Raw genomic sequence first — 13,592 nt, 5'->3', positions numbered from 1 at the left:
ATTTCAGAGATCAATTTATTTTCAGATTGAGAAAGAAAACTCTTCAAACGCTTTTGCCGGGTTAGGATTTTTCATGAAATATTCTCCCATCAGGAAGCCGTCAAATCCTTTTTCTTTTAAAAAATTAAAGTCTTCAAGAGCATAAATTCCACTTTCTGCCACGGATAAAGTATCTTTTGGAAGCTGATCTTTCAATTGAACAGAATGCTGTAAATCAACTTTAAAATCTTTCAGGTTTCTATTATTTATTCCTACTAGATCAATTTCTGAATTATAATGTTTCAATTCTTCTTCCGTATGAATTTCCAATAAAACTTCCATATTCAGCTGATGGGCAAGTTCTGTAAATTCCTGAACCTGACTCGGAGAAAGGCAAGCTGCGATCAATAAAATAACATCAGCACCTATACTTTTAGCTTCATAAAACTGGTATTCATCAATCATAAAATCTTTTCTCAGAATCGGAATATTAATATGATTTCTTACCTTTAAAATATCTTCAAAACTTCCTCCGAAGAAATCTTTATCTGTCAGAATAGAAATTCCGCTGGCACCAAAACTTTCATAAGCTGATACGATTTCCAAAGGCTGTACCTTATTATTAATGATCCCTTTTGACGGAGATTGTCTCTTGAATTCCGCAATGATCCCGCTTCTATTCTTAATGGATTCCTTTAATGAATAGTTTTTCCTTCCAAAGAACTCGGAACTTTTCAATTGTTCAATAGAAGTATGAGACTTTGAAACCGCAATTTCTTCTCTTTTTCTTTCAATAATTTTATCTAGTATAGTCATTTTGTGTTGAGAATAATTAGATTACTGATTAATTAAAAGTTCAAAACTCATTAATGCTTTTCCGCTTTCAAGGCTTTCCTGAGCAAGAAGAAGGCAATTATCATAAGTCCCGAATTTATGGGTGTGATAAAGCGCAACAGCTGCATTGGCTAATACCACAGAATTCTGTTGTTCAGTTCCATTCCCTTTCAGAATATTCATAAAAATCTTTGCTGTTTCCTGAATGGTATCTCCGGCTTTAATATCTTCCAATCTCACCGGATTAAACCCAAGATCTTCCGCAGAGTGGATCTCTTCACCATTTTTCGTAATGATTTTACTGTCATGTGTTAAGCTAATTTCGTCATAACCATCCAGTCCGTGTACTAAGATAAATTCCTTTTCCTCTTTTTGAAGAAGGTACTGATAGATTCTGGCAATTTCAAGGTTATAAACTCCAATCATGGAATATTGAGGCTTTGCCGGGTTTACTAAGGGACCTAAAAGATTAAAGAACGTTCTTAATCCCAGTGATTTTCTCAATAATCCAACAGATTGAAGGGCAGGGTGGAAGTAGGGAGCATGGAGAAAGCAGATATTAGCTCTCTCAAGGTCCTCATTTAGTTCTTCTGAACTGTTCTTGAACTGATATCCAAGTTCTTCCAGCACATTGGATGAGCCAGTGGTCGTTGAAGCCCCGTAATTTCCATGTTTTGTCACCTTCTGCCCAGCTCCGGCAACCACAAAGCTTGCCAATGTTGATATATTGATTGTGTTTTTTCCATCTCCTCCCGTTCCTACGATATCAATAGCATCATTTGCATCAATATGTACAGGAACAGCCATTTGTAATAAGGCTTCTCTGAAACCTTCAAGTTCCTTCAAAGTAATATTTCGCATCAGAAAAACACTGATGAATGCCGTTACTTCCGCAGCATTGAATTTGTTCTGTGCAATTTCAATCATCATAGCCTTTGCTTCAGCCTTTGATAAAGTATTATGATTGAACAGATATTGCAGTATTTCTTTCATTTGGAACGGTTTTAATGATTTAAAAAATTTCGGATAATTACTTCTCCATCGGGAGTTAAGATACTTTCAGGATGAAACTGTACTCCGTGTACATCATATGTCTTGTGCTGTAAAGCCATGATCATTCCGTCTTTATCTACAGCCGTGATTTCCAGCTCTTCCGGGAAATTTTCCGGATTCACCGCCCAGCTGTGGTATCTTCCGACTTCTAATCCTGAAGCTAAGTTTTTGAAAAGTTTAGTATCTTCTTTTACTAAATCCGTTGTGGTTGCCACTCCATGAAATATTTCAGAAAGATTGATCAGATTTCCTCCGAATGCTTCTGCAATAGCCTGTTGCCCTAAACACACTCCTAAAATACTTTTGGTAGGAGCGTATTCTTTAATTAATTCTAATAAAATACCTGCTTCTTCAGGAATTCCAGGACCTGGTGAAAGAATAATTTTATCATATTGATCAACTTCTTCCAGCGTGATTTGATCATTTCTTATCACATCCACTTTTTGATTCAGTATTTTTTCAATAATCTGGACAAGATTATAGGTAAAGCTGTCATAGTTATCAAAAACCAGAACTTTAAGCTGCGATTGTTGAGAGGTTGTATTGTTAGTCATTTTTTTCTTTTTGTAAGTTTAATTTTGTGGCTGTTTTCTAATTTTCAACGATTTTCTCTGCTTTTTCAACTGCTTTTTTCAGAGCATTTAATTTATTGTTGACCTCTTGCAGCTCGTTTTCAGGAACCGATTTTGCAACAAGCCCGGCTCCAGCCTGATAATAAAGAGTATTATTTTTACTCAGGAATGTTCTGATCATAATTGCCTGGTTACACGTACCGTTTAATCCGACAATACCAATACAGCCGCCATAATATCCACGGGAGTCTTTTTCGTATTGATTGATCAGTTGAAGGGCTTTATGTTTAGGAGCTCCGCTTAAAGTTCCCTGCGGAAAAGTAGCAGAAATCATATCAAGAGGATTGATTTGTTCCGGAAGATCAGCGGTTACTTCACTTACCATGTGAATCACGTGAGAGAAAAGCTGTATTTCTTTAAGTTTGGTAACAGTAACGTTTTTTCCAAGTTTTCCAAGATCATTGCGGGCAAGGTCTACCAGCATGGTGTGCTCAGCATTTTCTTTCGGATCATTTTTTAAAACCTCAATAGCCTGAAGATCAGCTTCAAAATTTCCGGTTCTTTTGGAAGTTCCGGCAATAGGATGAATGATTGCCTTGTGATCTTTAATAATTAATTGACTTTCAGGGCTGGAACCGAATAATTTATAATTTCCATAATCAAAATAAAACAGATAAGGAGAAGGATTGATATTTCTCAACGCACGGTAAACATTAAATTCATCTCCTTTGAATTTCTGTTCAAATCTTCTACTCAATACAAGCTGAAATACATCACCCCTCATGCAGTGTTTCTGCGCTGTTTTTACCAGTTCAAGATAATCTTCATTGGTGATATTAGAAGTCTCTTCACCATTTTTTTCAAAAGGATAAACAGGCGTGTTTTGATTTTTGATGAGGTTTTCCAAAAGATTGACTTCGGATTTTATACCGCTCATTTGATTTTCAATAATGTACATCTCATCATTAAAATGATTGATCGCAATTACATATTGATATAATCTGTATCGAAGAATAGGAATTTCTACCTCAGGACTTTGTGCTTTTAAATTGACGTTCTCAAAAAACTGTACCGCTTCAAAGCTTGTATATCCGAAAAGACTTTGTGCCGTCTGTTCAATGGGATCATCAGTTTTTTCACAGTCGAAAATAGTACGGAAATCTTCAAAAATATCATTGATATTACGGTCTGTGATGAATTGTTTTACCGGTGCGGAATCCGGAAGTTTAATTTCATATTCTTTTAAGTTTTTTACCTCAATTCCTGCAACGGCATTAATGGCGATAAAGGAAAAGTTATTATCAATACTTTTTGAGTCTGAGCTTTCCAAAAGAATAGTGTCTCTGAACTTGTCTCTGATTTTCAGGTAAATATTCATCGGAGTATGAAGATCTCCAAGAGTTTTTTTCGAAACGGTTTTTATTTTGATTTTTTGAGTAAACATCTGCTGTTGTATTTTTTTGTAAGATTTTAGGAATAAAAAAAGGCTTCAACGGAATCCGTCAAAGCCTTGTATATTGTTTTGTTTATATCTGCTGTTGGTTTAATAACATGACAATAACTTCAGACCCGACGAAGAGTTTGAAAGCCACCACCAAATATTGTTGCTATTATTAAACATGGGACAAATGTAGAGATTTTTTTAATACGAAAAACAAAAAATTCAAAAAAATAAAAAATTAATATTGAGATAAATCACTTTAGCTGTTTCAGTTCTTGCTTGAGTTCTTCAATTTTTATTTTGGAATCTTTATCGTCATAGGAGTTGGTATAATCTTCTAAGGCTGAGATATATTCTTCGATAAATTCTTTGTTCGTTTTATCTGCTTCATATTTAATTCTAGCCGAATTTACAGGTGCTAGCTTTGAATATTGAAGTACTGCTTTCCCTTCATCAGATTGGTTATAAAGAATTACAATGTTTTTTTCATACCCGGGAATATATTTAACAGGAAAGGTCTGTTCCAACCGCGGAATTCTGATGGCGTTTTCAATAGGGTAGATAGAAGCCGTTGTAGTAGAGAAAAATGTTGAAATGTATTTTCCATCCTGCTTTTTGACGATAGCTTCATAATCATGGATGTACATTTCATTTAATGTAGAATTGGTTTCTACATCTGAGGTGATCACTGCGGTGCTTTCTATCCCGTATTTATTGAGGAACCAGGCGTTTAAAAACTGTCCGCCGAATCCATTTAAGATGGCTAAAGGAATGATGGGGATCAGGAACCATGCTTTCTTTGTTAAAGTTGAAAGTAACCCGAAAAACAAGATAAGAATAATCACAGTATAAAAACCATGATGGCTGGTGAAAAACAGAATTTTTGAAATTAAAACCATAGGTTAAATTTAGAAATATCACCTTATTAAACAGCTATAATTCCATTAAAATTACAAAAAAATATCTTTAAAGTGGGGATATATCATCGTTTTAAAAGCTTATTTTTTATACTTTTGTCTAAATTTTATAGAAAAAATGAAAAAAGTATTAGCAATCGCATTTATCGGAGGTTTATTATTAGCAAGCTGCTCAAAAAAAGCAGATCATTCATTACAAGATAGCAACACGATGCTTGAAGAGCCAGAAGCAACTACAGTTGTAGATTCTACTGCTAAAACTGCTGCTCCAGCTGCTGCAACTCCGGCTGCCCCTGCTCCTGAAGCTGCTAAAACAGATTCTACAGCGAAAAAATAATGAAAAATTTACTTTTGGCAGGAACATTGGGTCTTTTGATCTTTTCCTGTTCTAAAAAAGAAAATACGGCAGAAGTAGCATCTTCCGATGCTGCGCCTGTGTCAGCTCCGGCAAAATCCAATCTTTCGGGTGATCAGATCATGGAAACTTTGGATTGTTCGGGATGTCACGCTGTTAATGAGAGAATGATAGGACCTTCTTATAAGGAAATAGCAGGTAAATATTCTGAAAAAGATATTGAGCTGCTGGCTTCCAAGATTATAGAAGGCGGAAGTGGAGTTTGGGGAGGTGTCCCTATGGCTGCCCATCCACAAGTATCTAAAGAAGATGCTAAAAAAATGGTGGAATATATTTTAAGCCAGAAGAAATAAAACATGTCCACCGAAAAATCCAGTCTGCACACAAGAAATCTGCATCGTAATCCCTATGATTTTGATCAGCTCATTTCTTGTGTGCCAGAACTGAATCCCTATGTTTTTGTCAATACTTATAAGACAAGAACGATCAATTTCAGTATTCCACAAGCTGTTAAACTGCTTAATAAAGCCTTATTACAACACTTTTATAATATTAAAGGCTGGGATATTCCCGATACCAATCTTTGTCCTCCTATTCCTGGGAGAGCAGACTATATCCATTATATTGCCGATTTATTAGCCGAAGACCATGGAAAAATTCCGGAAGGAACTTCTGTAAAAGGTTTAGATATTGGAGTAGGAGCCAATCTTGTATATCCTTTAATAGCGCATCAATCCTATGGTTGGAAGATGCTTGGCACAGATATTAATGAAGATTCATTAAAAAATGCCCGCTATATTTTAGATCAGAATCCGGATCTAATTTCATCAATTGAATTGAAGTACCAACCTGATTCCAATTATATCTTCAAAAATATAATGAGCCCAGAGGATCAGTTTACATTTTCTATGTGTAATCCTCCTTTTCATGATTCAAAAGAGTCTATGATAAAAGGAAATATGAGGAAAAACAGGAATTTAAATAAATCGAAGAATCAGAAATCGTTGCTCAATTTTGGAGGTCAACAATCTGAATTATGGTGTGAAGGTGGTGAATTGAGGTTTATTACCAACATGATTAATGAGAGTGTGGACTATTCTTCACAGGTTCTTTGGTTTACGTGTCTGGTTTCTAAAAAGGATAATTTGCCTAAACTGACTTCACTTTTAAAAAAGGTAAAGGCAGAGTTCAAAATAGTTGACATGGCTCAGGGGCAGAAGGTGAGCAGAATGCTTGTTTGGACTTTTATTCCTCTACAGAATAGAAAAAATTGGATATAAATCTATAGTCAATGGTCAATTTTGTTACGCAATTCAATGGTGAATGATATTATATTTAATAATGATTATTGCTATTAATTCACAGCGGAGCAAATTGACAATTCACCATTCACTTTATTTTATACTACACTCATCATTTTCAATCCTTACTTTAGGCTCTACAATCCCCACTTTTTCCTGTTCGTAATCTTCATTTTAAAATTTCTGAAAAAATCAATTGACGGTCAGGTCAAAAATGACTAAATTTGTACGCTTTTAGAAAAATAAGAAATGCAATTATCAGAACAAGAAATCATTAGAAGAGAAAAGCTGAATAAGCTTACTGAAATGGGGATTAATGCGTTCCCTGCGGATGAGTATACAATTACAGATACTACAGAATCTATAAAACAGGACTTTTCTGAAAGTAAACAGGTGAAGATCGCTGGTAGATTGATGTCCCGCAGAATTCAAGGGAAGGCTTCTTTTGCAGAATTGCAGGATTCTAAAGGAAAAATTCAGGTTTACTTCAACAGAGACGAGATCTGTCCTGGAGATGACAAAGAATTATATAACGAAGTTTATAAGCATCTTTTAGATATCGGTGATATTATCGGTATTGAAGGAGAATTGTTTACTACTCAGGTAGGTGAGAAGACGGTTTTAGTAAAAAACTTTACGCTTCTTACCAAGGCTTTACGTCCTTTACCTCAGGCAAAAACAGACGAAAATGGTGTTGTACACGACGGATTTACAGATCCTGAGCTAAGATACAGACAACGTTATGTAGATTTAACGGTAAACCCGCAGGTAAAAGAAATTTTTGTGAAGAGAACAAAATTGTTCAATGCCATGAGAACTTTCTTCAACGATGCAGGATATTTTGAAGTGGAAACTCCTATTCTACAGTCGATTCCTGGGGGAGCAGCAGCTAAACCATTCATTACGCATCACAATGCTTTAGATATTCCATTATATTTAAGAATTGCTAACGAGTTATATCTGAAAAGATTGATCGTAGGTGGTTTTGACGGAGTATATGAGTTCTCTAAAAACTTCAGAAACGAAGGGATGGACAGAACGCACAACCCGGAATTTACAGCAATGGAAATCTATGTTGCTTACAAAGACTACAACTGGATGATGGATTTCACAGAGAAATTATTAGAATTCTGTGCGATTCAGGTAAATGGAACTACAACGGCTACTTTCGGGGAGCATGAAGTAGATTTCAAAGCGCCTTATCCAAGAGTTTCTATGACGGAAGCTATTTTGAAGTTTACAGGTTTCGATATTACCGGAAAAACGGAGAAAGAATTATTTGATTTCGCTAAATCTATCGGAATTGAAGTGAATGAAACGATGGGTAAAGGAAAATTAATTGATGAGATCTTCGGTGAGAAGTGTGAAGGAAACTTCATCCAGCCGACTTTCATTACTGATTATCCTGTTGAAATGTCTCCATTGACTAAGAAACACAGAAGCAAAGAAGGTTTAACTGAGCGTTTTGAATTGATGGTTTGTGGTAAAGAAATCGCAAATGCTTATTCAGAGCTTAATGACCCGATTGATCAGAGAGAGCGTTTTGAAGCTCAGATGGCTTTATCTGAAAGGGGGGATGACGAGGCAATGTTCATCGATCAGGACTTCTTAAGAGCGCTTGAATATGGTATGCCACCTACATCTGGATTAGGAATCGGTATGGACAGATTGATCATGTTCTTAACAAACAATGCTTCTATCCAGGAAGTATTATTCTTCCCTCAGATGAGACCGGAGAAAGCAGTTCCTCAAATTGAACTAGGAGAAGATGAGAAAGTAATCCTTGAAATCCTTAATTCTCAGGAAGAAGCGATGTCTTTAGCTGAAGTAAAGGAAAGAAGCCAGTTATCCGGTAAAAAATGGGATAAAGCTTCTAAGACTTTGACAAAAAATAATATTGTGAAAGTTGAGAAGATTGATGAGAATCTTTTGATGAAACTGGCATAGCGACTTCATTAGAGTAATAATATGTATAAAAGACTATTTCATTTTAGAAATAGTCTTTTGTTTTTTAGCTACGAAACACAAATCATTTCATTTGTGCATTTGTGGCTATTTATTAAGATTAATGAAATAAAGTTATAATACAATTTATATCTGATTCTTCTTCCATTTCCTTAGCTGCGTTCTAAAGTTTTTAAAAGGAGCAACCGTATTAATATGTATCCATTTCCAGACAGTCCATTTTGCAGGTGTAGTTGCCCATTTTCTCTGTTCAGGCCCAAACAGAATTTTATCATCAAGACTATCTATCCATTCTATAATTTCTTTGATCTGTTTTTGTAAAAGCTCTCTTTGCTCAGTTAAGCTGTAAGAACCATACTGATCATAAAAAGATTGATATAATCCTTTTAAATTATTCCATTTGTATTCAGGAGTAGGCGTTTTAACTTCAATTCCTTTTTTTTCGTCAGCTTCCCACTGAAGTAAGAGGCGGGTCCATCCGATCTGATACGATATATTTTGTGATGGTGTTTTGTCAACATCAGATTTCAATACATCTTTTTCTTCTTCTTTAATATCATTGAATTCCTGATCGTATAGGAAATGTCGTTTCTTAATCTCTTCGATCAATTCCGTCTTATCCTTATAATTTTGCATACTATTATTTTCTCAATTTGCTGAAAGAAGCCATCAGATAAAATAAAAACGGAAGAATAAACAGTGATCCCAACATCAATGCCCATCCCAAGGCTGAAATCGTTTTCTCAGGTGCCATATGCTCTAATAGTGATAAATGTTGCCCGTTTCCTAATAAAATAATATCCGGATTATGCTGATAGGTTGCTGCCACAAGGATCATTACGATTTGAAAACCGGCAAGAGCACGTACAGGAAGTAGCTTTTGTTTGTTCATTGCTCTAAAAATAAGAAGTAAAGCAATAGTAGCAAAAGCAATAGCCATAATTCCCAAAGGTTTTGAAAATACCCACATCAAAAGAGGAATATCTGAAATGTAAGCAGTTACAAATACAAGAATTCCTGTTACCACAACAAAAATCATCGTCTGTTTTGATTTTCTGATCATAAGTAATAACTCTTCTTTACCGCGGGTTTCTCTCAATGAGAAAATAGAGGCAAGGTAAGCACAAAGTGCTACTGTAAACAGACCTACAGAAACACCAAACCAATTCAGCCAACTGTAAATATATAGGTCTAAGAAGTTGTTTGCATCCGGATTAATGGAATGAGAAACCGTTGCCGCAGCTATTAATCCTAAGAAAAATGGCGTTAATAGACTTGCATAATAAAAGATCTGGGTATATAAAACCTGCCAGTTATCCTTTACAGCATCATAATGTCTGAATGTAAATGCAGTTCCTCTGGCAATGATTCCCAAAAGCATTAATACTAATGGAATATGCAGGTAAGTAGACATTGTTGTATATATTTCAGGAAACCCTACAAAAAGGATAACAATCGCAATGATAAGCCACATATGATTTGCCTCCCATACAGGCGCAATAGATTCATACATGATTTCATGGGTTTTATGACGGGCTTTTTTATTCGTGAAAAGCTCTACAATGCCGGCACCAAAGTCAGCGCCGCCCAGAATAACATAAAGACAGATGGAAAGCCAGAGAAAGCCTATAACAATGTAGATCATGATTTTTTGTTTTTATCGTTAAACTGAGCGTCTGTAGGGTCGTAAAGTTTTGGAACCATTTGGATTTGTCTTCTTAAAAGGAAAACGAGAATTAAGGATAAAGACACAAAGATCGCGGTGAAGAAATAGAAAGAATATTGTATTCCAGGCATTGGTGTTACAGCGTCTATGGTTCTCATGACGCCATAGATGATCCAGGGCTGTCTTCCGACTTCAGTCACAGTCCATCCTGCTTCCAATGCAATATAACCAAACGGAGTTGCGATTAAAAAAGTCTTTAATAACCAGTTTTTAGTCAGCCATTCCTTTTTAAAGAAGAAGGCATAAAGATATATTGCTCCGATACAGATCATCACTACACCAAAGAAAATCATTATCTGGAAAGCATAATGAGTTACAGCAATCGGAGGCCATTCGTCCTTTGGAAAATCTTTAAGCCCTTTTACTTCTGAATTGAAATCATTGCTTACAAGAAAACTTAATACTTTTGGAATTTTAACAGCATATTTTATCTCTTCTTTTTCTTCATCAGGAATTCCTCCGATAACGAATGAAGCTCCTTTTTCGGTTTCAAAATGAGCCTCCATTGCCGCTAATTTAATAGGTTGTCTTTCCGCTACAGATTTTGCCGCAATATCACCACTTAAAGGCGCTCCAAAAGCTCCGATAAGAGCGAAACCTACAGCAATTCTGAACGCTTTGGTATGGAATTCAACATTTCTTTTTCGCATGATCATAAAGGCATGAACACCCGCCACCGCAAATCCAGTTGCACAAAATGCAGCAACCGTCATATGAAGTGCCTGTGGAAACCACGCATCATTGAACATCGCTTTTATAGGATCTATATTAAGGTATTGTCCATTAATATAATCAAATCCGGTAGGAGAGTTCATCCAGGCATTGGCAGCTACCACCAGAATACCGGAGGCAAGTCCGCTTACTCCTACAAGAAATCCGCAGAACCAATGAAACCATTTATTAAACTTATCCCATCCATATAAAAAGAAACCAATAGCAATGGCTTCAATAAAAAAAGCAGTTCCTTCCAGTGAAAAGGGCATTCCGAAAATAGGACCTGCATGCTTCATAAATCCGGGCCATAAAAGTCCTAGTTCAAAAGAGAGCATTGTTCCGGAAACGGCGCCGGTAGCAAATAATATTGCCACTCCTTTACTCCATGCCTTTGTTAAGCCTTTATATACTTCATTATTGGTTTTTAGGTACTTCCAATGGGCAAAAGCCATCAAGAAAGGCATTACCATTCCCACACAGGAGAATATGATATGGAAGCCCAGAGAAAGCGCCATCTGGGCGCGGGCAGCTATAAAATCATCCATAATATCAACTTTTCAGTAAATAAATTTACGCATAAATTATTGATGTTGAGTATGATTTAAAACAGTAGAATTTGATAAAATAGAATTTAACTTTAGTCATTTTAAAAATGATTAAATATTTCTATAATAGAGGTGGAAATAGATAAAAGTAAATTCACAATGATTTAATTATCAGGAGTAAGAAAATATTTATATTTGCCAAAACTAATATTATGAAAACAAGAATTTTTTTTATGTTATTTCTATTTCCTTTAATGGTATTTAGTCAATATTATGTAGGTCGTGAACAAGCTTATCCTATCTCAGAATTTTATTATACTTTAAATTTTAAAGGAGTAATGGGAGCAGATGGAAGTACATATATGTTTTATGGACCTTCCAATTTGAAGAAAACTACAATTGCAGGGACTCCTTTTCCTGGTTTTGGAACTAACGGGGTCATAAGTAATGTACTTTCGATAACTAATATTACAAATTCAATATCAGTTAATGATCAGTATATTTACCTTTCATCAAATAATAACATTGCAAGATATGACCTGGGGGGTACACCAGATTTATCGTTTGGAGTGAATGGTGTTGTCTCATTTCCCCAAGATGTATATAATATAAATGTAAATCCTGATTCTTCCTTACTTTTTTCTACTAATGGGGAAATAAGAAAACTTCTTTCTAATGGTCAGATAGATAATTCATTTGTTATTACTTCAAATCAGAGATTTGAAGTAGGTGGAAATAATATTTATATTTTTAATTATTATTATAGTAGTAGTGGAAATCCTAGTCCTACTTTTGGTTATACAATTACCAAATATGATTTTAACGGAATTCAGGATACCCAGTATGGAAACGCCGGAATTCTGGATGTATCTAATTTTACATTTGTCTTAGATCATACGTCTGGTAAACTTTATGTACAGCCACCTACAGGTAATATTACAAGATATACATCTGCCGGGGTAGTAGATGATACTTTTGGAATTGCTGGTACTGCTCAAGGAAATTTTCCGCTTGGTGCTAAAAGAGTTGTTTCAGATTCAAATAATAATATACTCTTTTTTGGAGGTGGACAAGCCTATGGTTATAATAGCACAAACATTTTTAGATTAAAAAATAATGGTGAAGCAGATAATACATTTAATAATGGAAGTTATAAATATGTTTCTTCAGATGCTATTATTACAGATGTTAGACTCATAGATGATAATACATATATGTGTCTGGATAGTAAGAGGTATAGTTTAAATAGTACTACTTACAGAGCCAATAAATATATAAGAACTACAAATCTTTCAGAGCTTGCATTAAGCACTAAAGATATAAATAATACAAATAGAGATGATATTCAGGTATATCCCAATCCAGCAACAGATTTTATTACGATAAAGAATACGGGTACAGAAAAGATTTCTAAAGTGAGTATTTTTGCGATGACAGGAGAATTGGTATTGTCTGGAACTGAAACAAAAATTGATGTAAGGAATCTTTCGGCTGGAAATTATATGATAGAGATAATATCTGATAAAAATAAGTATGTAAATAAGTTTATTAAGAAGTAGCCTTAGCCAAAAACAATATAATATCTGAGTGATAAACTTAAATATAAAAAACAGACTCCAGTCTGTTTTTTTTGTTTTTAACTTTCATATTGGATGTACTAATTTAGCTTCCAGTTAAAGTTAAGCATAAAACCTTAATTTTAACCTATGAAACGAGAGAGAGAAATCTACGATCCTGCTTTTAAAACCAAGCTGTTCAGCTAAAACAGCAAATTTCTTCAATATATTTTTCATCAAAACAGCGCTATGAAAGCCCTAGCATTACGTTTGAATTAAATTCGCTGGGTTACAAAATATCCCGAGTTACGGTGGTTAAATATATAAGAGAGCTTGGTTTACAAAGTAAATTAAGCAAGAAATTTAAAGTTACTAAAACTCTAACCACAATTATTTGGTGGTAGATAATGTATTGGAAAGGAATTTTATTGCTGAAAAACCTGCGCAAGTTTGGGTTTCTGATATTACCTACATTCAAACAAAAGAAGGATTTTTGTACTTAACAACAGTGATTGATTTATATGATCGGAAAATTATTGGATTGAGTTTGAGCAAAGGATGAGTACTAAGAAAATAATCCTTGCAGCTTAGAAAATGACTGTAAGAAATAGGAAAATAGGGGAAATCTAATTTT

Annotated in this window: 14 protein-coding genes and 1 pseudogene; 7 read left to right on the top strand and 8 right to left on the bottom strand. The window is 34.9% G+C overall.

Annotated elements, in window-relative coordinates:
• Positions 1-21: 21 nt before the first annotated feature.
• From trpC to AC5YGG_RS03295, 5 genes are all read right to left on the bottom strand, one after another.
• Positions 22-795 carry an indole-3-glycerol phosphate synthase TrpC gene (gene trpC, locus AC5YGG_RS03315; RefSeq protein WP_496143011.1) on the bottom strand — a complete coding sequence of 258 codons (774 nt, stop codon included), beginning with the start codon at positions 793-795 and terminating at the stop codon, positions 22-24.
• Between the two features lie 21 nt (positions 796-816).
• Positions 817-1,806 (bottom strand): anthranilate phosphoribosyltransferase, encoded by a 990-nt coding sequence (gene trpD, locus AC5YGG_RS03310; protein WP_496143010.1) that lies wholly within the window; start codon positions 1,804-1,806, stop codon positions 817-819.
• A gap of 11 nt (positions 1,807-1,817) precedes the next feature.
• A complete protein-coding gene (locus AC5YGG_RS03305) occupies positions 1,818-2,420 on the bottom strand; it encodes an anthranilate synthase component II (protein ID WP_496143008.1) in 603 nt (200 codons plus the stop codon).
• 37 nt (positions 2,421-2,457) lie between these two features.
• A complete protein-coding gene (locus AC5YGG_RS03300) occupies positions 2,458-3,882 on the bottom strand; it encodes an anthranilate synthase component I family protein (protein WP_496143007.1) in 1,425 nt (474 codons plus the stop codon).
• Between the two features lie 251 nt (positions 3,883-4,133).
• Positions 4,134-4,778 (bottom strand): hypothetical protein, encoded by a 645-nt coding sequence (locus AC5YGG_RS03295; RefSeq protein ID WP_496143006.1) that lies wholly within the window; start codon positions 4,776-4,778, stop codon positions 4,134-4,136.
• A 136-nt stretch (positions 4,779-4,914) separates the two neighbouring features.
• On the opposite strand from AC5YGG_RS03295, the gene AC5YGG_RS03290 reads away from it, so the two are divergent.
• The 4 genes from AC5YGG_RS03290 (at position 4,915) to lysS (ending at position 8,399) form a co-directional block, all read left to right on the top strand.
• Positions 4,915-5,133, top strand: a complete 219-nt coding sequence (locus AC5YGG_RS03290) for a hypothetical protein (protein ID WP_105703150.1) — start codon at positions 4,915-4,917, stop codon at positions 5,131-5,133.
• Positions 5,133-5,504: a c-type cytochrome gene (locus AC5YGG_RS03285; protein ID WP_496143005.1), complete on the top strand. Its 372-nt coding sequence runs from the start codon at positions 5,133-5,135 to the stop codon at positions 5,502-5,504. The genes AC5YGG_RS03290 and AC5YGG_RS03285 overlap by 1 nt, the downstream gene beginning before the upstream one ends.
• A gap of 3 nt (positions 5,505-5,507) precedes the next feature.
• Entirely contained in the window at positions 5,508-6,431 is a 924-nt protein-coding gene (rlmF, locus tag AC5YGG_RS03280; protein WP_496143004.1) for a 23S rRNA (adenine(1618)-N(6))-methyltransferase RlmF, read from the top strand.
• 270 nt (positions 6,432-6,701) lie between these two features.
• Positions 6,702-8,399: a lysine--tRNA ligase gene (lysS, locus tag AC5YGG_RS03275; protein WP_496143003.1), complete on the top strand. Its 1,698-nt coding sequence runs from the start codon at positions 6,702-6,704 to the stop codon at positions 8,397-8,399.
• A 144-nt stretch (positions 8,400-8,543) separates the two neighbouring features.
• On the opposite strand, the gene AC5YGG_RS03270 is transcribed toward lysS, so the two are convergent.
• The 3 genes from AC5YGG_RS03270 to AC5YGG_RS03260 are packed head-to-tail and all read right to left on the bottom strand — an operon-like array spanning position 8,544 to position 11,402.
• Complete coding sequence (locus AC5YGG_RS03270; RefSeq protein WP_496143002.1) at positions 8,544-9,053, bottom strand: ClbS/DfsB family four-helix bundle protein; 510 nt, start codon at positions 9,051-9,053, stop codon at positions 8,544-8,546.
• Positions 9,054-9,057: 4 nt separating this feature from the next.
• Positions 9,058-10,062, bottom strand: coding sequence for a cytochrome d ubiquinol oxidase subunit II (locus tag AC5YGG_RS03265; RefSeq protein ID WP_496143001.1), 1,005 nt, complete (start codon positions 10,060-10,062; stop codon positions 9,058-9,060).
• Positions 10,059-11,402 carry a cytochrome ubiquinol oxidase subunit I gene (locus AC5YGG_RS03260; protein WP_496143000.1) on the bottom strand — a complete coding sequence of 448 codons (1,344 nt, stop codon included), beginning with the start codon at positions 11,400-11,402 and terminating at the stop codon, positions 10,059-10,061. Before AC5YGG_RS03260 ends, AC5YGG_RS03265 begins: the two co-directional genes overlap by 4 nt.
• Before the next feature lie 212 nt (positions 11,403-11,614).
• On the opposite strand from AC5YGG_RS03260, the gene AC5YGG_RS03255 reads away from it, so the two are divergent.
• The 3 genes and pseudogenes from AC5YGG_RS03255 to AC5YGG_RS03245 all read left to right on the top strand — a co-directional run bounded on the left by AC5YGG_RS03255 (position 11,615) and on the right by AC5YGG_RS03245 (position 13,520).
• Complete coding sequence (locus tag AC5YGG_RS03255; protein ID WP_496142999.1) at positions 11,615-12,961, top strand: T9SS type A sorting domain-containing protein; 1,347 nt, start codon at positions 11,615-11,617, stop codon at positions 12,959-12,961.
• 209 nt (positions 12,962-13,170) lie between these two features.
• A pseudogene (locus AC5YGG_RS03250) lies at positions 13,171-13,362 on the top strand (IS3 family transposase); the annotation flags it as partial.
• Positions 13,356-13,520 (top strand): DDE-type integrase/transposase/recombinase, encoded by a 165-nt coding sequence (locus AC5YGG_RS03245; RefSeq protein ID WP_496143432.1) that lies wholly within the window; start codon positions 13,356-13,358, stop codon positions 13,518-13,520. The pseudogene AC5YGG_RS03250 and the gene AC5YGG_RS03245, both read left to right, overlap by 7 nt.
• The last annotated feature ends 72 nt before the right edge of the window (positions 13,521-13,592 follow it).

This window comes from Chryseobacterium sp. CS2K3 (genome assembly GCF_059515185.1).
The sequence above is the reverse complement of the archived record's forward strand: the minus strand, read 5'-3'. Positions and strand labels throughout refer to the sequence as shown.